We start from the raw sequence: 20,930 nt of genomic DNA on the forward strand, positions 1-20,930 counted from the left end.
CTTTCCCGGCGGGCGGCCCGATAAAGGCCGGAGAGCCCGGGGCCGAAGGTGACCGGCCGGCCCGTGGGTCCGCGACGGCGGCCTGCCTGGAGTCGCGGTGGATCGGGAACACGTCGCGCAGGGTGACCGGGAGGCCGGCGATGTCGGCCTCGTCGCGGCGGTAGTAGGTCCACTTGCTCCGTCGGATGGCGATCACCAGCCCCGCCTGCCGCAGCATCGCGAGGTGCTGCGAGGTGGCGGACTGCCCAAGCCCTGCACGCCGCTGGATGCCGGTCACGCAGACGCCGATATCGATGTCCTCGGGCTCCTGGCCGGGGAAGCTCATCGGCTCCTGAGCCACACCAACACCTGACGGCGGGCAGGGTTGGACAGGGCCCGGAACACCGCCTCCGAAATGCGCACTGACGAGATTCCGGCTATCGCCCGCACCGTCAACGGTGCCGAGGACAGCGCGCGTGACATGGGACTTCCGGTGTCAGCCATCGAGCGACCCCCGGACGAACGTGTTCGGAGCCGAGTTGTATCCCACGCTGGACGAGCAGGCGGCGGCACGGCTGCACTCAGTTGCCCGCAATCACGCGCTGATCGATGGCAACAAGCGCACTGCCTGGCTCGCCATGCGTGTCTTCCAGCGGTTCGACGGAGTCGGTGCAGGCGCCGTTCCGTCGCCCGCCGCCATCGCCGGCCCCTTTGTCGAGGAAGTTGCGCAGAACGACGTCGATGTACCGGTCATCGCCAAGTGCCTGCCTCAGAGGTCGTTGCGTTTGGCGTCATGCGTGGTGGGCTGTTCGGCCACCAGTGGCGTGGGAGACCTGTACTTCAGCCCGGCAGGCAGGAGCGAAATCGGCGAAGCAGTTCACGGGCGGCAGGGCTCTCCGCGTCGAAGGTCTGGCCTTGTTGTTCGATGGGAAGGTCCGGCCCCCAGACGCGGGCACCGTGGCAGCGGAAGCAGAAGGCGATCTCGAAGAGCTGATCGGTGGAGTTGTGCGCCCGGATTCCCCAGCCGGGGAGGAAGCAGCGGTACAACTCACTGCCAGGTAGCTCGGCGATCAGGGACAGAGCCTGCTGTGCCTGGTCTCCCTCCCAGATCTCGGCGGTCTCGCCGTCCAGGTCCCCCGAGCTGATGTGCCTGGCGGGATCGGTGATGCGGACGACCTCGATGAGCTCGGTCTTCCCGTGGGTCAGCGGCAGCAGCATGCCCCCAGACTCTCCGATGGCGACGTCGCTGACCAGGGACGACCGGAGGGCAAGACTTTCGGAGCCTCAGGTGGGAAGCCGACGACAGCAGATGAGCGCTGAGGCGATACCGGCGAAGGCGAGGAAGCGCTCGGGATTTGCGTGTACAGCGCCGGTGCAGGCGGTGGAATCCGCCCAGCCAGCTCACGGTCCGCTCGACCGTCCACCGGTGCCGTCCCAGTCGGGCCGAGGACGCGACGCCCCTGCGGGCAATGCGCGGGATGATATGGCGAGCTCGGAGCCGTTGCCGCAGGTGGTCGTGGTCGTAGCCCTTGTCCGCATGGAGCTCGGCGGGCCTACGCCGTCGGGGACCGCAGCGGTATCGGACCGGCGAATCCCGCATACCAGGGCTTCAAGTCCCAGGCTGTCGTCGGTGTTGGCGGCGGAGATCCCGTTCGAGAGAGGCAGACCGGATCGTTCTGTGACCAAGTGGATCTCCGAGCCTTTCGTGCCTCGGTCCACAGGATTCGGGCCTGTCAGGTCCCGGTCCCTGCTTTCATCGCCTGCATGTTCACCGAGTCGATCGCGCACCGCGACCGGTCCAGCTCGCCGTTGGCGCCGAGCTCGTCCAGCACTAGGCGGTGGAGTTCGGCCCGTACGCGCGCCTGGATCCACTCGGTGAAGCGCCGGTATACCGTTGACCACAACGGCCCGAACGCTTCCGGGGTCCGCCGCCAGGTCCAGCCTGAGGAGACCACGAACAGAATGGCGGCCAGAGCCTCCCGGTCTCCGTAGCGTCCCCTTCCGCCGCCTTGTGGCCGCACCGGTGCCACGGGCACCACCCGCTCGAACGGTTGCCACAGTCCCTCGGGTACGAAGCGTTCCATGGTCGTCACGTCCGCACACCACCGATGACCCCAACTGCAACGACGTTTCAGAGGTCGTTGTGCTCTTGGTCAGTTGTCCTGCCGTCACCCGAGCAATCGGCCCTGCTGCTGCTTCAAGCTCGCGAACCCGTGCCGCGCGTATGCGGCTATCCCCTCACTGGGGAAGGGCACCACTGACAGGTGCTCGTCATAGTTTCCCTGCTCCCACCGGGCGGCTGTGATCTCGTATCCGGACACGTGTGCACACAGCTGAAGCAAGATCGGCGGCATCTCTGGTTCGCTCAGGAGGTCGGCGCGTTTGATGACGAGGTCGCGCATCGCCTGAATGTTCGGGAGGAAAACGGTCTTCACCCACAAGCGCCACTCGGCAAGTTCCTCCTCGGAAGGAGCTGTCTCGTGCACGAAGGGGGACCTGCCGTCAGGACGAGCGTTGCGCTCCATGAACGCGCTGAAGATGCGGCTGTTGGCTTCAGTGAGGGCGAACAGCGGTCCGTAGAAATCGCTGAGCTGCCGATTCAAGCGAGCGAGGCGTTCTTGACGCTGCGACAGGCGCAAGCCGTTCAGGTAGGTGGCTACATAGCCGGCGAACGCCAGCGCGATGGTTACGACGACGGTGATCACGGGAGACGATGCTAAGGGCTGTCCCGCAATTCCCGGCGGGTGCGCGACGACAGCTACGGCACCTCGCCGCGTCGTCGGGAGGTCCCCATACATCCGGTATGCGGACGTCCCTCCGCCTTGCGATGCACCGTATCTGACGCCGCACGCTGATCCACCGGGAATTGCGGGACAGCCCTTAGTGAGCATCACGCCCTTTGGTCAGCCTGCAACACAGCAGATCAGGGTCGCTGCGATCCCGGCTGAGGCGGGGGAGCGCCCGGCCTTGCGTTCGTATCGGCGGTGGAGTCGACGGCAGCCGGCGAGCCAGGAGACCGTCCGTTCAACCGAGTGGTATGCGTGCCCGTTCCGGCCCCGCCCACCCCGCCTCCGGGGTGGGCGGGGCCGGACCGTGGTCAGGCGGGCGACGCCGCGTTGTGGACCGTGAAGACGCTTCCGACGGTCGAAGTGACGACATCGCCCACGCCTCACAGGGGTGTGGAGCCGGCGTCGGTGGTCCCGAGGGGGAGCGGCGTGGCGGCGAAGACGGAGTCCGGGTCGACCGCGGACTTCACGGCGAGCAGGCGTGCGGTGTTCGGCCCGTAGGCGTGCGCGGCCTGGTCGGGAGTCTCCGGTCCCAGGAAGTTCACGTAGCCGCCCGGCAACGAGAACGGCTCGAGCGCCGTGTGAAGCTCTTCCAGCCATCGCAGATGGGGCGAGCCACCGTCGCCGCGTCGTACGGGGTCGTTGCTCCCGCGGCTCTCCCACAGGGATATCAGCTCGACCATCAGGTGCGGTTCGCGCCGGCCGAAAGCCGTCGAGTCGAGAGGTGGACGCGTGGCGGCGCCGTGGAACTGGTGCCACACGATGGCGGAGAACGGCGAGGTGAACTCCTGGGCCGCTCGGTCCAGGACGGTCGCGAGGGAGCCGGAGACGCTCCGGACGGTCCGCGTGCGGATCGCGCCCATCCGCCCGGGTGGGAACATGGCGTCCGTCGCGGCCAGCGTCGCCGATCGGGCGACAGGTCCCAGTTCGGCGAGCACGGGTGTACCGAGTCCGGCCAGGGCGCGCACCGGCCCGTTCTCGGCGTTCCCCACCTCGAGATCCCCCGACCAGGTCGGCGCGACGTAGACCGTCGGTTCGCCGTCCGGGCCGGGAAGGAACCCGACGTCCACCGTCAGCTCGTCCGGGCAGTCCTGGAGTATCTGCCCGAGGTCGGTGAGGACGTCGGCGCTCCGGGCGATCGGGTACAGGATGGTCCCCGACAGCACCATGGGCACGGGGTGCAGCCGGATCCGTGCCGAGGTCACGACACCGAAGTTGCCGCCGCCGCCGCGCAACGCCCAGAAGAGGTCGGGATGATGGTCGGCGTCGGTGGTCACCCGTGAGCCGTCGGCCAGGACGACTTCGGCGCCGAGCAGGTTGTCGGCCGCGAGCCCGAACTGCCCGAGCAGGGGGCCGTATCCGCCGCCGAGGGTGAGGCCGACCATTCCGACGGAGCCCGCTGTTCCGGTGACGGCCGTCAGGCCCACCCGCTCGGCGGCCGACACGACGTCGGACGAGAGGGCCCCGCCCCCCACGGTGGCGCACCGGTTGTCGCTGTCGATCCGGACGTCCCGCATGTCGGTCAGATCGACGACCAGCCCCCCGGGACGGAACGCCCGGCCCCAGAAGTCGTGACCCCCGCCGCGCACGGAGAGCGGTACCTCGTGGTTGCGGGACGCGCGTACTGCGGCCTGCACGTCGGCGGTGGTCGCGCACCGTACGACGACGGAGGGGCGGATATCCACCGCCGCGTTGAACAGCGTCGAGGCTTGTGCGTACTCCGGGCCGTCGGCGAGCACACGGCCCGCCGGGACATGGGACCGCAGCTCGTGCAGCAGGGCAGGGCTGACTGCGACGTGGGCATCCGTAGGGGACTGCATGGTCACTCCTGTATGTCGCTCATCGGCTGCGGCCGTCGAAGGCGCAGCGTGGATCGGAAGACCTGACGGTCAGTGAAGTTCGGTTGTGATCCGCCCCGGCCGGCGGATGCGTTCCCGAACGCCGGACGGTCGGGAACGCATCCGCCGGGGGAGTTCGGTGTCCTGAACCGATCAGGACACCGACGAGTCGGGATCGACGCACTGCTGGGCGAGCACGGTTGCCATGTCGGGCAGCAGAACGGCCAGGGGACCGTGGGTCAGTTCCGTCATCCGCAGGCGTCCGCCGAAGGTGGTGACACCGAGGACGTGTTCACCGCGCAGTTGAGTGGTCTGCGCCGGCCCCCACAGAGCGGTGAGACCGGTGCCGTCGTGCGCCGGCGCCTCCACCACCCCGAGATTGGTGATCTGGATGTCGGCGGCGGTGGCAACGGTCATCATCGCCTCGGCCTCTTCGGGGGTGCGCGGTGTCTGTTGGTCCAGCGCCTCCGAACCGGCCTTGAGTACCTGCGGTGCGCGCAGGCGTCCCAGAGCCTGGTGATGGTGCCGGGCCAGTTCCCAGAAATCGCCGGCCTGGGACATCTCGCTCGCGGTGCGCGCTCCCGCGAACCGGTTGGCGACAGCGTCGGGCAGGTCTACGGCACGGCGCAGGTCGATCGGGCTCAGCACCCTCACCCGGGTGCGGCCCGCGCGGTGGAAGACCGTGCAGGCGGCAGCGCACAGCGCGGCGTGCACGGACACGCCGTTCGAGCGGCAGCGGGTCACGAGCCGTGCGGTCGTCCCGCGTTGCAGGGCCAAGGAGGAAACGTGCGGTGCCCGTCCCGAGAACTGTGTCAGCTCGCCGGGTGCGTTCATCAGCTCGTCCTGAGGTGGCCCCACGGGAGGCGTCGCAGTATCGAGAGTGCGCAGAAGAGTCTCCTGGGAGGGCGGCACATCCCAATCCGAGGTGGGTTCGCCGCCGTCCTCGTCGGCGTCGAGGGCGGTGACAAGATCCGTCAGCACCTGCATGCCGCCGATCCCGTCGGTGATCTGGTGAGCGAAGGTCAGCACGATGACGCTGTCCGCCTCCGAGGGAATGAGTACGGACCGCATGAGCGGGCCGGGCTCCACCGGGAGGGGGCGCGTCTGCTCACCGGCGACGACCGCCTGCCAGGGAGTTCCCTCGGCGACGGTTTCGACCCTGACCGGCCCCTCCGCCCAGCGGTACCGGGCCAAGGGAGGCCGGCGGTCGACCGACACGCGAAGCAACGGGTGCCGTGCCTGCACACCCCGCAGTGCCCGCGCCAGAGTCTGCTCGGAGACCTTCCGGTCGATCTCGGCGACCAGGGAGAACTGGACGGGGTTGCGGTGCATGTAGAGGTCGATGGCTCGCTCGAAGGCTCCGAGTTCCCTCACCGTCTCCGCGTGCGCATGGCTGATCGACATCCAGGGGTCCTTCCTCTGTTGACGTGACGTGAGGTGACCGTGTCGCTACCTGGACGCGTCCTGGTGAGGCGAAAGTTCGGCTTCCTGCTGGGCGATCGCCCCGGCCGGCCCGCTGTCCACCAGGCGCTTCGACGTGGTGCGGAAGGCCCAGGCGACGACCAGCGCGGCCACCACGGTCAGGGGGGTGCCCATGGCGATCTTGGCGACGGCGAGCCAGCCGGTGGCGTCGTGGACGTACAGCCACTGTTTCACCGCGAACCGGGATCCGAGGACGAGCGCCGCGGCGAGGGTGGCGATGTCGTGGGCCCGCAGTACCCGACGGTCCTCGCGCCAGGCGTACGTGCCCCCGTGCAGGAGGTTCCAGGCGACGCCGGTCAGGGGGCGGCGGAAGAGGACGGAACCGAATGTGGCGACGAAACCGGCGAAGGCCACCCAGATGCCCAGCAGGAAGAAGTCCTTGGCGGAACCGGTGAGCGCGACGATGCCCGCCGCGACCAGAACGCCGGTCAGACTGCCGGAGGCCACCAGGAGACGTTCGCCCTTCACCATACGGGCCACGGTGAGCACCGCACCGGTGGCGATGGCCGCGATCACGGCCGCCTTCGTGGAGAGCAAGGCGAGAGCGATCACGAAGACCACGACCGGGACGGTCGAGTAGACGAACCCCGCCGTGCCGCCCATGGATTCGAGTATGGGCGGCTGCGGGGTGGGAGGCGGCGAACTCCTGTGGCTCCTGCCGTGGGCCGCGGAGGGGGTGTGCTCGCCTTCGGGATGGGACATCGATCTTCTCCTGGTCATGTGCTGCTGCTTCGGCGTTCCTGGGGCATTTCTCATCGCGGTGACACCGTGGTTCAGGCGCTCCAGCCGCCTCCGACGGCCCGGCTCGCGAGGTAGGAGTCGCGCAGCGCCTTACGCAGTCCGGGGACGAACGCGTCGAACCGGGCCGCATGCGCCTTGAGGCCGGACCTGTGGGTGCGGCGGTCCTCCTTGCTCCACACCGAGCTCAGCTCCAGCTCCACGGCCAGCACAGCCATGGCCAGTTCGTCCGTCAGGCCCTCGGCCGGAGGACCGGCGAGGACGGTCGCGCGCACCCGCTCCTGGAGGGCGTCCACCAGCTCCGGGTGGACCACGGTGACCCGGTCGACGGGGACGACCCCCAGCTTCTTCTCGCGCGTGAGGGCGATGTCCCCGGAGGCGAGCAACTGGTCGCGCACCGGGGTCTCGGCGGTGTGGGCCTTGTTGTGCAGGAACGCGAGCCACTTCTTGGGCTTGTCCTCAGGCAGGTCGTACCAGACCGCGGCGGTGAAAGGGTCCTCGGGCGGGTGACCGGGGAGTCGCCGAACCCTGCCCCCGGTGGCGTCCAGCAGGCCCTCGCGGGCCAGCTCGGTCATCGCCCCGGCCCGTAACAGCTGGCCGCGCCCCTGGATGTTGTCGAGCTGGAACTTCTCCTTCCTGGCGGTGTAACAGAGCAGATACAGCTTCTGGGCGAGAGTCGTGGGCACGATGGTTTTCCCATAGGTCGGTCGTGGCGGGACGGGGGTTGAAGGTTACGGAAGGAGGCGGTAAGCGCAGCAGGCCGATTTTCCTCACTTTTTGTCCCGCAGTTCCCCGAAACACCTTTACGTGAAGAGAAGACGCGAAAGTCCGGCGTCCACTCCCTGCCACGCGGTAGTGAGTGAGATATCTCCTGCTGCCGTGTCTTCCTGCGTGACTACTACCTCCGGTTCGAGCCCTGAAACTGGTGACGTTACGGCACACTTCTGTGCGTCCTGGGGGAGTGGGCATATGGTGACACGGGTGTGTTTTATGCCCTACTCGGCACACAGGGTCCCGGCCGAATGCGAGCACCTGACTTCTGTTGATCAGACGTGGTTCCGGTCGAAGGGCTGTTCCGCGATTCCCGGTGGATAAGAGTTGTCCCGCCAATTCCCGGCAAATCAATCGGAACGTCCATACGCATCCAGTATGCGGACGCCCCTCCGCCTTGCGACGCCCCGCATCCGACGCAGCGTGCTGAGCGCGGCGAGGTGTCGTAGCTGTCGTCGCGCGCCCGCCGGGAATTGCGGGACAGTTCTGAGGGGTGTAAGAGCAGATTCGACGTTCCGTTCCGCCTGATCGGTGAGAGGCGTGATGGCGTCGATGCCGGAATTTCCGGAGCAGCGGGGGGAGTCGCTGCTCGAGAGCGGGGCAGAGGTGCACGCGCGAGACGATCACACGATCGAGAATCCGAGCTGAACGATGCGGGCGCATGCGCCCGAAATCCGCACGTTCCGAGGTCGTGCGGAGTCGGTTCGTGCGGCAGCACGACCGGGCAGCACCGCCTTTCCTGGCGGCGCTGCTGCGTCATGCGCTCGAACACGGAGGTCGTGCCGCTGCCGTAACGGGTGGACGACCGTCGTGCTCGGCCGACCGGCCTTCGTGGCAGGCCGTGGTGTCGATCTCCACTGCATCGGCTCACGCGGAGTGCGATCGCCCACACCGGTCGTTCGGTCTGGGACTGGGTATGTTCGGGTCTCGTGGCGGGTCCGGCGTCATCGGCCGGGCCGCACCGCGAGCACCCGAAGCATGGACCTGAACGGGCCGTCCCGGCCGTGGCCTTGCACGTCACGAAACCCGGCAGCTGTCCTCAGGGTCGCTCAACGGTCAGGCCGTGCGTATGCGCGCGCGGGTGACGGCCGGCTGCGACTCAACGCTTCGCAGGGACGAAGGGGCGGGTGGTTGCGGGCGTATCCGTCTTGCAGACCGTGCCGTCGGCGGGGTGCGTGCCGTGGAGGAGTGCAGCGTCAACGGCTTTGTTCACGCATGAGTTGATGCCGTAGGAGCCGTGCCCGACTCCTTCACGTGTGAGCAGGACCGCGGAGTCCAGGGTCCGGGTCATGTTCTCGGCCCAGTGGTGGGGGGTGACGGGGTCCAGTCGGCCTGCGACCACCAGCGCCGGGGGCGCACCGGAGCCTGTGAGCGGCTTGGTGACGCGGTCCTTGTTCGGCGCGGGCCACCGGGCGCAGTTCAGGGCGGAGTAGGCGGCCCGGGTCCCGATCCGCTTCGCCTCAGCAGTGGCCTTGGTCGCTGCGGCCTTGTGCGCGGCGATGCCTGACGGGGTCTTCCAATCGGCGCAGCGTACCGCTGTGTGAGTTTCGAACATCGCGGTAGGGACGGGGAAGGGGGAGACCGTGATGCTGCTCCACAGGGTGGAGAGGAGTGCGCCGTCGCCCTTCTCTGCTGCCAGCAGTGCCGAGGTCAGCAAGGGCCAGACGTTCTGGTCGCCGGCCAGGGCCCGGGTGGTCTCCAGGGCCATGGCGCCGTCGAACTCGCCGCCCTGAGTGGCGCCCTCGGCGGGTGCGATCTTCAGTGGTTTCGCTTCCAGTGTGTCGATGAGTGTGTCGAAGGCCGCCTCCGGGTCGCCTGCCCCGAACGGGCACACTGCGGTCCCTTCGGAGCGGCAGGTCTTGAACCAGGCGTCCAGGGTTCGTTCGCTTGACACGGCGACGTCGTTCTGGAAGGGGAGGGAGTTGCCGAACCACTGGTTGGTGTCGACGGGCGCGTCGAGCACCATCTGGCGTACGCGGTCAGGGAACAGGGTGGCGTACATCGGCCCGACCACGGTGCCGTAGGACAGCCCGTAGTAGGTGATCTTGTCCTCGCCGAGCGCGGAGCGGACCTGGTCGATGTCGCGGGCCACGTTGTCGGTGGACAGGCTGGCGAGGAAACTCTTGCTCTGGTGCTTGGCGCAGCCGTCGGTGAACGTGGCGGCATCGGCCAGCAGTTGCGGCAGAGGCTTACCCCCGGGGATCGCAGGGTCGAAGTCGGTGCCGGCGGCCTCGGCTCGTTGCTCGTCGGTCAGACAGCGGACGGCCTGCGATTCGCCGACTCCGCGCGGGTCCATCGCGATGACGTCGAATCTGGCGAGCACCGCGGGCGAGAAGGCGCCCGGAGTGCCAGCCGTTTTGGGTAGATTGCGCAGTGTTTCGGTGGCCGAGACCCCGGGCCCGCCCGGGTTGAAGATCAGGCTGCCGATGCGGTGGCCGGGATCGGTGGCCCGGTGCCGCATGACCGCGAGCGGAATCTGAGCGCCCTCGGGGTCGGTGTATTCCTGCGGCACCTTGATCGTGGCGCATTCCAGGTTCTTCCCGCACGCGCTCCAAGCGAGCGGGGCCGGGGAGGGGGCCCGGGTCGACGTGCCCGCTGCGGACACGCTGCGCAGCCCCGAGGTACCGGACGAACACCCCGTCAGGACCATGAGGGCTGCGGCGAACGCCGTCCCGTACCGGGCGGCGGGCCGTGACCTCGACTGGATCATGATGATCTTCCTTTCGCCGTACTCATGTCATTCCGTGCAGCCGGGCCGTGCCGGTTGCGCAAGGGGCCTGCCGAAGAGGGCTGACGTATTCGTGCCTTCCTCGCTGCGAGAGGTCAGTGACCGGCCATGTCGAGCAGCGAGGAGTACCGCAGGCGGAGCGCGCGCTCCATGCTCGCCAGAACGGCCCCGCCCCCGAGTGCGAGGTTCAGCCAGATCGGCAGGTGTATCGGTGATTCGAACGTGCCGACCCGTTCCATGACGGGAGGGATGTGAGAGAGGGGGTCGGCGAGCTGCAACAGGTTCAGGCCCACACCGACGACAAGCAGCAACACCGATCCGACGCCGATAGCCCGGCTCAGTCCCGGATGGCGGGCACCGAAGCGCGCCCGCCGCCCCTCCGCCGAGGCGGGTTCGGGCGTGAGCTGACGGGGCCGGCCGTCCAGGGGGCGGTAGTGGCAGCGTTTGATGCCGAAGTTGCTCATCGCCACCTCGATCACACCCCCGTCGACGGGGAAGACCGCGGGCAGTCTCGACTCGGCCACGTGCCTGCCGTCCAGGAACAGATGTGCCCGGATCCTGCTGTTGTCCAGCCGCGCCCAGTGCCGTACGTCGACGGCGTGCAGGCGGGCCTGCTCGCCGTCACCCGGAAGACGTAGCCAGAACAAGGAGCGCAGGGGGAGCTGCCACCAGCGGAACGGCTGCATCTCCCTGCCGTCTCCCGGCTTGAGGCGCTTTGATGCCGCCCACTGCTTCCACGCCATGCCTCGCCGCCCTTTCGCGCATCGCCGCACCTCACTGGTACAGCGTGTCGGAAAACGTTAACACGCTGTACTAGTACGCCGTGCTAGTACGTTGTGATAGTACAGTGAGGGAGTTGGGAGAAACGAAGGAGACCGGAGCATGAGTACACGCGAGAGGATCCTCCAGGCCGCCGCGGAGATGATCGCCGAGGACGTGGCGGCGAATCTGAGCGTGCGAGCGGTTGCCGCGCGTGCGGGAGTGAGTACCGGCTCGCTGAGGTTCCACTTCCCCACCCAGCGCGCCCTGCAGGACAGCTTGCTCGCGCGGATCTACGAAGAGCTGCTGCCCGGCGACCCGATTCGGGACCGGACACTGCCGCCCCGCGAACGGCTGCTGAACTGCCTGCGGCAGGTTCTCGCACCACTCGGCACCGGCGAAGACGCGCGAACCGCGTGGGGTACGACATATCGGGCCTTCATCGAACCCGAGCCGACCGAACCGGTACGCGCCGCCTACCTCGGCCATCAGCGGGAGGCGGAGCGCCGGGTCGAACACTGGCTGACCGTGCTTGCCGAGGAAGGCGTACTGCCCCCGGGGGACCACACCCGCAACGTCAGATTCCTTCTCACCGTCCTCAACGGCCTCTCGGTCGAACGCGCCCTGCCCACCAGCGAATCCGTCCTCAGCCGCGAGACCGAGACCCTCGAGGCCGCCGTCGACCACGTCCTGTCTTCCGGCTCCGCACCACCCGCCGGGCCGACCCGGCCGTGAACCGGACCGACCACCCCTGCGCACCGGTTCCCCACCGGTCAGGGGCGTGAGAGCACAGGGAGACGGGCTCTCCCTCGTGCCGGCCGCGGTGGTCGGCGGAGCTCGGCCGGCACGCTGCCGGGCGTGGAGTCCACGACGGCGACCTCGGTGACGGGGGCATGTCGACGATGCCGCGCCGGCGGACCGTGCGCGGGGGAAGACCCCGCGGGCGTCGTATCCCCCCGGGTACCCGGTACGCGTCGTCCGGACCGCAGCCACCGGGCCGTGTGCACCTCGGTCATCTCCCCGCGTCTCCACGTATCTCCGCACCGTCTGCGAGAGGGTGCGGGCCGCATCCTCGTACGACCTCCCCGCACAGGCCTGCTGTTGCGTCATGGTTTTCAATGAGCCACGGCGCGAGCGCGCCGACAGCACCGGACGGTGAAGGAGACATCGCTCATGGCGTGGAGCACCCGGGAGATGGCGGAGCTGGCCGGCGTCAGCCTCAGGGCCGTACGGCATTACCACGACATCGGCCTGCTCGAGGAGCCGGAGCGCCGCTCCAACGGATACAAGCAGTACGGCGTCAGCCATCTCGTCCGGCTTCTCAGGATCAAGCGCCTCACCGCTCTGGGCTTCTCCCTCTCCCGGATCGCGGACATGCGTGACGGCCCGGACTCCGACCCGGACCCGCGTGATCTGCGGGCTCTCGACGCCGAACTGGCCGCCACGATCGAACGACTGCAACACGCCCGCGCAGAGGTCGGCGCCCTCATGCGCAGAACCGCCGCGAGCGATCTCCCCCTCTTCTTCGCCTCCGTGGACGAGACGGCGGAGCTCCCTGACCCGGACCGCTCTTTCGTCACCGTCCTCGGTACGGTCCTCGGCCCCAAGGGGATGGACGCCTACGCGGACTTGCTCCACGAGGAGCCGCAGCCGGTGGCACGCGAACTCGACGAGCTTCCCGCCGATGCGGACGAGCCGACGCGCCGGAACCTCGCCGAGCGTCTCGTGCCTCATGTCCGAGGTCTCCGGGCCAGGCACCCCGGGTTGAACGACCTCGCCTCGGACGCGCCCCGCGGTCGGCAGCACACCGCTCGCACCCTCGGCAGAGCCATCACCGATCTCTACAATCCGGCCCAGGTCGACGTGATGCGGCGTCTCCAGGAGCTCCTCTCCGATCCGGGCGACCCGCGATGACCGCCCTGCCGGCTCCACCGGCCACCGGATGCCATCCGTCGCGGATCAGCAGACCCGGCGTCGAGGTGGTCAGTCCGCGCGGCAGGACGTGTCCTTCGCGGGCATCACCCCCGACGAGGTAGCGCGTGGTGAGGTTCGACGCGCAGGAGTTCCTGCCCAGGACGCACACACCGTGCCCGCTGTCGTCGACGCTCACCAGCCGCGCCCTGTCGCCGAACTTCTCGCGCAGCATCTTCCCGCCCCGGTGCGGGGTCGACGCGTCCCTCCGGTTCTGCAGGAGCAGCACGTTGCGCGGGCCCTCGGCGTCGATCTGCACCGGCGGCTCGGCGGGGGCGTACGGCCGGAAGGCGCACGGTGTGATGTCGGCGGTGGCGGCGCCGACCAGCGCGGGGCGGTCTGGCCGGCGCCGAGGAGAAGCTCGCTCAGCTCGGTCGGTGCCGCGGGCAGCATGCGCCGTGCCCCGGCGACCCCACCGTGCAGGGTGCTCGACGGACCCGCGAAGGCCGGAGAAGCATGCCTCACACGCCGTTCAGGACGCGATCGAGTGCCGCCCGGCCCAGGGGTCCCCAGTGCGGTTTGCCGCCCGGAAGGCCCCGATCTCCGTTCTGCCCCATGGACATCAGGAAGAGACTCTTCATCGCGGCCAGCCCGCGGGCGCGGCGGATCGCCGCCTCGTCCGCACGCGCGTACAGGTCGAAGAAGCGTGACGCCGTGCCCGCGGGGAGCAGCACCCATGCGGCGGCGATGTCCCACGCGGGGTCGCCGGCGAACAGGGCACCGAAGTCGACGACGCCCGAGAGCGTTCCGTGCGAGACGACGACGTTCGCGGGATGGAGGTCGCCGTGCACCCATACCGGCGGGCCTTCCCACGCGTCTGCCGCGACGGCGTCGTCCCAGACGGCCCGGACGTCAGCAGCGATGTCGTCGGGGGCAACGGCCCGGAAGAAGTTCTCGAAGGCCTCCGTGCAGTTCCCGGGACGGGCACCGAAGTCCGTGGGGATCGGTGCCTCGGCGGGCGCCTCCCCGTGGAGCGCCCTGAGGAAGCGTGCCAGCGTATCGGCGGCGTGGGAGCCGCGGCTGATCGAGCCGTGGTCCAGCGGCTCGCCGGGAACCCACGTCATCACGGTCCAGTGCTTGGGGAAGCGCTCGGACGGTGTGCCGAGACGTACCGGGGTCGGCACCGGGAGCGGCAGACGCGGGGCCAGCACGGGCAGCCACCGTCGCTCCTTGAGCTGGAGCTCCGGGGTAGGGTCCATGCGCTGCATGCGCACGGCCAACTCGTCGCCGAGCCGCCACATCTGGTTGCCCCAGCCGCCCGGCACCTCGCGGACGGCCAGCCCGGCGAGGTCGGGGTGCTGCTCCCGCAGCAGGTCACGGACCAGGTCCGGGGTGATCTCGATCTCGGTCATGCGACGTCACAGTACCGAGGCGGCAGGCGGAACGGCTCTCGCTCCTGAACGCGCCGGGAGGCCGGTGTTCGGCCACCCGCCCGAGATGGCCGGAGTTCGTCTCTCCCGGCCTGAGTCTCACGCCGCGCGGATCGCCGTCTCCTCCGCGTTCCTGGAGACGGCTCTCGGGCCCGGCGCTGACGAACCGTCCGAAGGCTCGACCGCACGCGGCGAGGAATCGTGAGGGGACTCTGTTCAAGCGCCCCTGTCCTGGCTACGTTACCTCCAGTAACAGATGCGGGCCTGTCCGACGGCGCGCCGCCCACCCCTGCCTCTGGAGTCCACCATGACACGTTCCTCCACCTGTCGTCCTCGCCGCCGAAGCCCCCTCCGTGCGGCCTTCCTCGTCGCCGTGGGGTTGACCGCGGGCGTGCTGCCCACCCTCCCCGCCTCGGCCGGCGCCAGCGAGACGCCGCGGCAGTTACGGGAGACCGGCTCGGCCGCGCTCAAGGAGGTGTTCTTCGTCGGCAACAACTGGGAGGGCACCGCCGACGTCATCAACTCCCGTGGCGACTACGCCAAGGTAGGCCGGATCGACATGATCCCCGACAAGAAGGAGCGCTTGCGGGAGATCTACCTCAACCCCGTCAAGCTCGCCTTCTTCCTCGGCATCCGGCTCGGCCCCGGTGAGGGGCACGATCAGTACGTCGACGACATGTACACCACGACGGACGGCACATCCGTCGTCGCCTCCCGGCCGAGTTTCGCCGACGTGGTCTCCATCGACGTGCGGAGCGGCACCATCAACTGGCGCTTCCCGGTGTCCGGTTTCCGTTCCGACCACATGGCGGTCTCCCCCGACGGCACCCAGGTCGCCGTCTCCTCCTCCACCTCCAACACCGTGCACGTGCTCGACATGGTGACGGGCAAGGAGGCAGGCAACTTCAAGACGGGCGACAAACCGCACGAGAACGTGTACACCGACGGCGGCGCCCACCTCTGGAACATGGCCATCGGTGAGGTCAACACCGACATGGACGCGCCCTGGCAGGACTTCACCAAGGGCGACCGCCGCATCACCGTCGCCGACGCGAAGACCTTCCAGGTCAAGAAGATCATCGACATGCGCGAACGGCTCGACGCCTTCGGCCGCAAGGACCTGTCCGACGCGCTGCGCCCCGTCGCCTTCACGCCTGACGAGTCGAAGATGTACTTCCAGGTCTCCTTCTTCAACGGGTTCGTCGAGTACGACGTGCGCAACGACAAGATCACCCGAGTGAAGACGCTGCCGAAGAACCCGGGGACCAGCGACGATCGCACCACCTACGTCAACGACTCCCGGCATCACGGCATGTCCATGAGCCCTCGGGGTGACAAGCTCTGCATCGCGGGAACCATGGACGACTACGTCACCGTCGTCGACCGCGAGACGCTTCAGGAGGGCCCGCTCGTCACCGCCTCCAAGCCGTACTGGGCCACCGTCAGCGGAGACGGTAAGCACTGTGTGGTGTCCGAGAGCGGTACCGACCAGGTGACGGCGATCGACTTCGCGACCGGCGAGAAGGTCACCTCGATCCCCGTCGGCGACCACCCCCAGCGGGTCCGCCTCGGCCACATCCCCACGGACTGGACCGGCCCCGCCACCGGCTGAGACGCGCAGGAGCCCCCGTGCCGCCATGACCCGAACCCCTCGCGTCCGGTCGTGCCCCCGCCGCACCGGGTCCGACGGTGCTGACGCACGCCGTGCGGGCCCCTTCCTGAACAGCCAGCAGTGGAGCCGGTACGTTCTCCAACCGCCGTACGCCCCACCCTGTACGGCCACCGGGTAGGGGACCGGCCAGGGCGACGGCGGCTCCGGGTGCCGCGGCGCCGTCCTCTTCCGGGTTCGGGTGAGGCGCGGGAGTGTGCGGAAGCCGGAGGCGGAGGAGACGGGAGTGACGCAGCGCGGCCGTCGTGCGGCGATCGAGCCCCGAGCTGTCGAGGATGCCGGAGTGGTCTCCCAGCGGCAGCGAGCGGCGGAACGCGCCGGCACGACGGGTCCTGCGTCCCCCGCGCCGCCGCGTGGCCGAACTCGTCGAGGTGCGGGCCGGACGCGGCGCCGGGTCTCGGTGCGGGCTCCTGAGCGTCGAGCCCGCGACCGGACGCCGAGCGCGCTCGCGAGGGCCGCCGCCGTCACGGCGGCGGCCCAGGACCGTCGGCGAGGTCCTCAGGTGCGGGTCCAGCGCTGGTTGCTGCCGTTCGAGCAGGTGTAGAGCTGGATCAGGGTGCCGTTGGCGGTGCCGGCTGCGACGGCGTCGAGGCAGAGCCCGGACTGCACACCGACGATGGATCCGTCGGAGCCGAGGCGCCATTTCTGGTTGTCGCCGCCCCAGCAGCTGTAGATCTGGACCGCGGAGCCGTTGCCGGTGCCCCCGGCGTCCAGGCACTTGTTGCCGTACACCCTGAACTCGCCGGCGTCGGTGTACGTCCACTGCTGGTTGGTCCCGCTGTGGCAGTCCCACAGGTGGAGCTGGGTGCCGTCGGTGGTGCTGGTGCCGGGTACGTCCAGGCAGCGGCCCGAACCGACGCCCTTGATCTGTCCGGACCCCGTGGGGGGCGTCGTGGTGGAGCCGCCGTTGAGTGCGTTGAGGACGGCGGTGTAGGCGGCCTTCTTGCTGCCGTCACCGTTGAACAGCAGCGGCGTGTCCTGCGATCGCCAGGAGTCGGTGTCGCGCACACCCCAGACGGTGATGCCGAGGCAGCGCGGGACGGCCAGGCAGTCGTTGGTCACGGCGGCGTAGGTCGAGGCCGAGGCGCCCTGGATGTCGAGTTCGGTGACGGCCACGTCCACGCCGAGGGCGGCGAAGTTCTGCAGGGTGGTGCGGAAGTTGCTGTTGTAGGGACTGCCGCTGTTGAAGTGCGACTGGAAGCCGACGCAGTCGATCGGCACGCCGCGCTGCTTGAAGTCCCGGACCATGGCGTACATGGCCTGGGTCTTGGCCCAGGTCCAGTTCTCGACGTTGTAGTCGTTGTAGCAGAGCTTGGCCGCCGGGTCGGCGGTGCGCGCGGCGCGGAAGGCGGCCTCGATCCAGTCGTTGCCGGTGCGTTGCAGGTTGGAGTCCCGGCGGGCCCCCGAACTTCCGTCGGCGAAGGCCTCGTTCACCACGTCCCACTGGGCGATCTTGCCCTTGTAGTGGGACATCACGCCGTTGATGTGGTCGATCATCGCCTGACGCAGGGTGCTGCCGCTGAGGCTCTGCATCCAGCCGGGCTGCTGGGAGTGCCAGGCCAGGGTGTGGCCGCGCACCTGCTTGCCGTTCTGTACCGCCCAGTTGTAGACGCGATCAGCGGCGCTGAAGTTGAACTGTCCCCGCTGCGGTTCGGTGGCGTCGATCTTCATCTCGTTCTCGGCCGTCACCGAGTTGAACTCACGGCCCGCGATCGTCGTGTACGTCGAGTCGCCCAGCTTGCCCGAGGCGATCGCGGTGCCGAAGTAACGGCCGTTCTGCGCCGCCGCGGCGCCGAGCGTGCTCTCGGCCGCGTGCGCGGCCGGCGGCGCGACCAGTGCGGTGACCGTGCCGAGGACGCCGACGACCAGTGCCAGCAGCAGGCCGCGGAATTTCCGCCGGACGACGTGTGGGGGAAGGGCGTACGAGCCCATGAGTGTGCCTCCAAGGTGGAATTCACGGAAGGACCGGAGCGTAGGGATTGCGCCGTCCGCTCCCGTACGGGGGCGGACGGGCGGCCGGGGCGGGTCGGGACCCGGGCGATACGCGATCACCGGCCACCGCCGGCAGGGGACGGGGCGATCCTCGACACAGGCACGGGTACTCCCTCGCGGCTCAGCCGGGGGATCGCCACGCGGTGTCGCCTCCCTCTCCACCTGCGTGGAGAGCAAGGGCCCGCCGGTGCGAACCTCACCGGGACGAAACGGGGTGGCGCGGGTCTCTGTGGTGCGGGGATCTGTCGTCCGGGGGTGCGTGGATCTGACGTACGGCACGGAATACCTCAGGCCCGGAGCAGTTCGGGATGTCGAACTGTGGCCGGTTTCACAGACAGAGATGATTGAGGTATTGGCGGTGCACCGTCAACACTCCGTGCAGAAATTGTTTCTGGTTTTTCTCCGAAACTTTCGAACCCGGGAATCTTGAAAGATCGGTCTGCGCTGACCGGGCGGGGTTACGCGTCCGCGGCTGGGTCAGCCCATGGCGGAGTGGGGTGCATACGATCTGCGCGCCCATCCAGCCGCCTGGGAGCGGCTCCGCTCCGCCAGGGGAGGACGGTGCTGCCCGGCCGTCTTCGGGTGTGCCGCTCGACGTTGCATGCCCTGGATGGTCGCAGGTATTTCGGCTTCGTCAACGACACGTTCGAGAGGTCTCGAAGCCGTTCGCCGGGCCCCTGTCCTGAAAAGGACCGGCAGTTCGGCCTCTGCCCTGTACGTCGAACGCTGCGCGTGGTTCCGTCGCGTCCCAGGGTCGCGCCTGAGCCGGACCGGCCGTGAACACGACCGAACCGGGGCGCGGTGAGCGCCCCGGTTCGGGATGTGGCCCGGCTCCCGCGGTTGCCCGCGCGGTCGCCGGTGCCGGTCAGGGAAGGACGGGGAAGAGGACGAGTGTCAGGGGCGCGGTCGCGGAGGACGCGGCGTAGCAACTCGTCCCGGCGAAGGACGCGGTGTAGCTCGTCGCCGTGATCACCGTGCTCGAGACCGGCAGGGCCGGCGGGGCCAGTGTCGCCACCCCGCTGGCGTTGGTGAGTGCGGTCCCGAGGACGATGGGCCCGAGCGGCGTGTTCGCCCGGAAGGTGATCAGTTGCCCGGCGAGCGGAGCGGCGCTGGAGGTGACCTTGAGCGTGGCGCTCATCGACGGGATGACGAACGTGCCGTTGGCCCGCACGCGGATCTGCGCGGAGCCCGCAGTCAGCGTCGTGGGGGCCGGGTTCACGGTCAGGTTCGCCTTCGCCCCGGAGGGACTGTTGCAGTTGGACCCGTTGTAGACGGCGGTCACCGTCCCGCTGCCGCCCGCCGTGGTGGTGACGCAGGCACTGCCACCGGCGTTGAGCGGGACGGTCTGGATGAACCCGCCGGGGCTGGTGAAGGTCACCGTTCCGGTCGGGGTGCCGCTCCCCGGAGCGGCAGTGGTGACCGTGGCGCAGTACGTCACCGGCCGTCCACAGGTCACCGGGTTGGGAGTGACCGCGAGAACGGTGTTGGTCGGGGCGTTGTTCACCGTCGCGTTTGCGCTCCCCGTCGATGTGGTGAAACACGCGCTGCCGTTGTAGACGGCCGTGACGGAGCCACCGGTGAGGCTGCTGGTGGTCACGCAGGCCGTGCCTTCGGCGTTCAGCGGGACGGTGGTGCTGAGCCCGCCGGCGCCGGTGAAGGTCACGCTTCCGGCGGGGGTGCCGGTGCCGGGTGCGACGGCCTTGACGGTGGCGCACACGGTCACGGACTGGCCGCAGACCGAGGGGTTCGGGGTGATCGTGACGGTGGTGGTGCTGGCCGCCTGGTTGACGGTGACGGGGGCGGTGCCCGTCGAGGAGGAGAAGCAGCCGCTGCCGTTGTAGACGGCCGTGACGGTACCGGTTCCCAGGTTCGTCGTGGTGACGCAGGCGGTGCCGTCGGCGTTCAGCGGGACGGTGGTGTCGAGCCCGCCGGGGCCGGTGAAGGTGACGGTTCCGGTGGGGGTGCCGGTGCCGGGTGCGACGGCGGTGACGGTGGCGCACACGGTGACCGATTCGCCGCACACGGACGGGTTGGGGTCGATCGTGACGGTGGTGGTGCTGGCTGCCTGGTTGACGGTGACGGGTGTGGTGCCCGTGGAGGGGGCGAAGCAGCTGTCGCCGTTGTAGACGGCTGTGAGGGTGCCGGTCCGGAGGGTGGTGGTGGTGACGCAGGCAGTGCCGTCGACGGCCAGTGGGACCGTCTCGTTCACTCCGCCGGGGCCGGTGAAGGTGACCGAGCCGGTGGGAGTGCCGGTGCCGGGTGCGACGGCCTTGACGGTGGCACACACGGTGACCGTCTCGCCGCACACGGACGGGTTGGGGTCGATCGTGACGGTGGTGGTGCTGGCCGCCTGGTTGACGGTCACGAGCGCGGTGCCCGAGGACGGGGAGAAGCATCCGTCGCCGTTGTAGACGGCCTTGACCGTTCCACCCGCGAGGCTGGTGGTGGTCGTGCACACCTTCCCGTTCGTGTCCACCGGCAGCGTCAGGTTCAGCCCGCCGGGGCCGGTGAAGGTGACCGAGCCGGTGGGGGTGCCGGTGCCGGGTGCGACGGCGGTGACGGTGGCGCATACGGTGACCGACTGGCCGCAGACGGACGGGTTGGGGTCGACCGACACCGAGACGCTGCTGGCCGCCTGGTTGACGGTGACGGGGGTGGTGCCCGTGGAGGAGGTGAAGCATCCGTCGCCGTTGTAGACGGCTGTGAGGGTGCCGGTCTGGAGGACGCTGGTGGTGACGCAGGCGGTGCCGTCGATGCCGAGGGGTACGGTTTCGTCGAGTCCGCCGGGGGCGGTGAAGGTGACGGTTCCGGTGGGGGTGCCGGTGCCGGGTGCGACGGCGGTGACGG

15 protein-coding genes and 3 pseudogenes are annotated in these 20,930 nt (G+C 69.2%); 4 read left to right on the forward strand and 14 right to left on the reverse strand.

What is annotated here, in order from left to right; translation table 11 throughout:
* Nucleotides 1-232: 232 nt before the first annotated feature.
* Nucleotides 233-325: pseudogene (locus tag BA175_RS32275) on the reverse strand (transcriptional regulator); the annotation flags it as partial.
* 69 nt (nt 326-394) lie between these two features.
* Here BA175_RS32275 and BA175_RS29140 point away from each other — a divergent pair.
* Nucleotides 395-746, forward strand: a pseudogene (locus BA175_RS29140) (type II toxin-antitoxin system death-on-curing family toxin); the annotation flags it as partial.
* Nucleotides 747-819: 73 nt separating this feature from the next.
* Here BA175_RS29140 and BA175_RS00735 read toward each other — a convergent pair.
* The 9 genes and pseudogenes from BA175_RS00735 to BA175_RS00775 form a co-directional block, all read right to left on the reverse strand.
* Nucleotides 820-1,197, reverse strand: coding sequence for a hypothetical protein (locus BA175_RS00735; RefSeq protein WP_069169211.1), 378 nt, complete (start codon nt 1,195-1,197; stop codon nt 820-822).
* Nucleotides 1,198-1,263: 66 nt separating this feature from the next.
* Nucleotides 1,264-2,063: pseudogene (locus BA175_RS30320) on the reverse strand (IS5 family transposase).
* Nucleotides 2,064-2,147: 84 nt separating this feature from the next.
* The gene (locus BA175_RS00745; protein ID WP_069169213.1) at nt 2,148-2,684 is read right to left on the reverse strand and encodes a hypothetical protein; all 537 of its coding nucleotides are present in this window, start codon (nt 2,682-2,684) and stop codon (nt 2,148-2,150) included.
* 464 nt (nt 2,685-3,148) lie between these two features.
* On the reverse strand, nt 3,149-4,585 hold the full coding sequence (locus BA175_RS00750; RefSeq protein WP_069169214.1) for an FAD-binding oxidoreductase: 1,437 nt from the start codon (nt 4,583-4,585) through the stop codon (nt 3,149-3,151).
* A 171-nt stretch (nt 4,586-4,756) separates the two neighbouring features.
* Nucleotides 4,757-6,007, reverse strand: coding sequence for a phthiocerol/phthiodiolone dimycocerosyl transferase family protein (locus BA175_RS00755; RefSeq protein WP_069169215.1), 1,251 nt, complete (start codon nt 6,005-6,007; stop codon nt 4,757-4,759).
* Nucleotides 6,008-6,052: 45 nt separating this feature from the next.
* The gene (locus tag BA175_RS00760) at nt 6,053-6,787 is read right to left on the reverse strand and encodes a DUF3159 domain-containing protein (RefSeq protein ID WP_079159321.1); all 735 of its coding nucleotides are present in this window, start codon (nt 6,785-6,787) and stop codon (nt 6,053-6,055) included.
* Nucleotides 6,788-6,858: 71 nt separating this feature from the next.
* A complete protein-coding gene (locus BA175_RS00765) occupies nt 6,859-7,509 on the reverse strand; it encodes a GOLPH3/VPS74 family protein (protein ID WP_069169216.1) in 651 nt (216 codons plus the stop codon).
* Between the two features lie 1,184 nt (nt 7,510-8,693).
* Nucleotides 8,694-10,304 (reverse strand): alpha/beta hydrolase, encoded by a 1,611-nt coding sequence (locus BA175_RS00770; protein WP_069169217.1) that lies wholly within the window; start codon nt 10,302-10,304, stop codon nt 8,694-8,696.
* Nucleotides 10,305-10,417: 113 nt separating this feature from the next.
* Nucleotides 10,418-11,065, reverse strand: coding sequence for a hypothetical protein (locus tag BA175_RS00775; RefSeq protein WP_069169218.1), 648 nt, complete (start codon nt 11,063-11,065; stop codon nt 10,418-10,420).
* Between the two features lie 139 nt (nt 11,066-11,204).
* Between BA175_RS00775 and BA175_RS00780 the strand changes: the two genes are divergently transcribed.
* Together BA175_RS00780 and BA175_RS00785 are read left to right on the forward strand one after the other, a co-directional pair.
* The gene (locus tag BA175_RS00780) at nt 11,205-11,816 is read left to right on the forward strand and encodes a TetR/AcrR family transcriptional regulator (protein WP_069169219.1); all 612 of its coding nucleotides are present in this window, start codon (nt 11,205-11,207) and stop codon (nt 11,814-11,816) included.
* Nucleotides 11,817-12,254: 438 nt separating this feature from the next.
* Nucleotides 12,255-12,995, forward strand: a complete 741-nt coding sequence (locus BA175_RS00785; protein WP_069169220.1) for a MerR family transcriptional regulator — start codon at nt 12,255-12,257, stop codon at nt 12,993-12,995.
* Here BA175_RS00785 and BA175_RS29150 read toward each other — a convergent pair.
* Together BA175_RS29150 and BA175_RS00790 are read right to left on the reverse strand one after the other, a co-directional pair.
* A complete protein-coding gene (locus tag BA175_RS29150) occupies nt 12,913-13,311 on the reverse strand; it encodes an alpha/beta hydrolase (RefSeq protein ID WP_254667784.1) in 399 nt (132 codons plus the stop codon). The genes BA175_RS00785 and BA175_RS29150 overlap by 83 nt on opposite strands.
* Before the next feature lie 202 nt (nt 13,312-13,513).
* The gene (locus BA175_RS00790; protein ID WP_069169221.1) at nt 13,514-14,404 is read right to left on the reverse strand and encodes an aminoglycoside phosphotransferase family protein; all 891 of its coding nucleotides are present in this window, start codon (nt 14,402-14,404) and stop codon (nt 13,514-13,516) included.
* 325 nt (nt 14,405-14,729) lie between these two features.
* Between BA175_RS00790 and BA175_RS00795 the strand changes: the two genes are divergently transcribed.
* On the forward strand, nt 14,730-16,034 hold the full coding sequence (locus BA175_RS00795) for a YncE family protein (protein ID WP_107407494.1): 1,305 nt from the start codon (nt 14,730-14,732) through the stop codon (nt 16,032-16,034).
* A 555-nt stretch (nt 16,035-16,589) separates the two neighbouring features.
* On the opposite strand, the gene BA175_RS00800 is transcribed toward BA175_RS00795, so the two are convergent.
* Both BA175_RS00800 and BA175_RS30970 read right to left on the reverse strand, forming a co-directional pair.
* Nucleotides 16,590-18,023, reverse strand: a complete 1,434-nt coding sequence (locus BA175_RS00800) for an endo-1,4-beta-xylanase (RefSeq protein ID WP_069169223.1) — start codon at nt 18,021-18,023, stop codon at nt 16,590-16,592.
* Between the two features lie 925 nt (nt 18,024-18,948).
* Nucleotides 18,949-20,930: Ig-like domain repeat protein (locus BA175_RS30970; RefSeq protein WP_069169224.1), on the reverse strand; the 1,982-nt coding region annotated here is incomplete at its 5' end.

The sequence above is a fragment of the Streptomyces griseus genome (genome assembly GCF_001715295.1).
GTDB classification, from domain to species: Bacteria; Actinomycetota; Actinomycetes; order Streptomycetales; family Streptomycetaceae; genus Streptomyces; species Streptomyces griseus_G.

What these genes read in the sequence shown, in the direction of transcription:
- BA175_RS00735 (WP_069169211.1), bottom strand. Translation starts at nt 1,197, where the DNA reads ATGCTGCTGCCGCTGACCCACGGGAAGACCGAGCTCATCGAGGTCGTC.
- BA175_RS00750 (WP_069169214.1), bottom strand. Translation starts at nt 4,585, where the DNA reads ATGCAGTCCCCTACGGATGCCCACGTCGCAGTCAGCCCTGCCCTGCTG.
- BA175_RS00755 (WP_069169215.1), bottom strand. Translation starts at nt 6,007, where the DNA reads ATGTCGATCAGCCATGCGCACGCGGAGACGGTGAGGGAACTCGGAGCC.
- BA175_RS00760 (WP_079159321.1), bottom strand. Translation starts at nt 6,787, where the DNA reads ATGTCCCATCCCGAAGGCGAGCACACCCCCTCCGCGGCCCACGGCAGG.
- BA175_RS00770 (WP_069169217.1), bottom strand. Translation starts at nt 10,304, where the DNA reads ATGATCCAGTCGAGGTCACGGCCCGCCGCCCGGTACGGGACGGCGTTC.
- BA175_RS00775 (WP_069169218.1), bottom strand. Translation starts at nt 11,065, where the DNA reads ATGGCGTGGAAGCAGTGGGCGGCATCAAAGCGCCTCAAGCCGGGAGAC.
- BA175_RS00780 (WP_069169219.1), top strand. Translation starts at nt 11,205, where the DNA reads ATGAGTACACGCGAGAGGATCCTCCAGGCCGCCGCGGAGATGATCGCC.
- BA175_RS00785 (WP_069169220.1), top strand. Translation starts at nt 12,255, where the DNA reads ATGGCGTGGAGCACCCGGGAGATGGCGGAGCTGGCCGGCGTCAGCCTC.
- BA175_RS00790 (WP_069169221.1), bottom strand. Translation starts at nt 14,404, where the DNA reads ATGACCGAGATCGAGATCACCCCGGACCTGGTCCGTGACCTGCTGCGG.
- BA175_RS00795 (WP_107407494.1), top strand. Translation starts at nt 14,730, where the DNA reads ATGACACGTTCCTCCACCTGTCGTCCTCGCCGCCGAAGCCCCCTCCGT.
- BA175_RS00800 (WP_069169223.1), bottom strand. Translation starts at nt 18,023, where the DNA reads ATGGGCTCGTACGCCCTTCCCCCACACGTCGTCCGGCGGAAATTCCGC.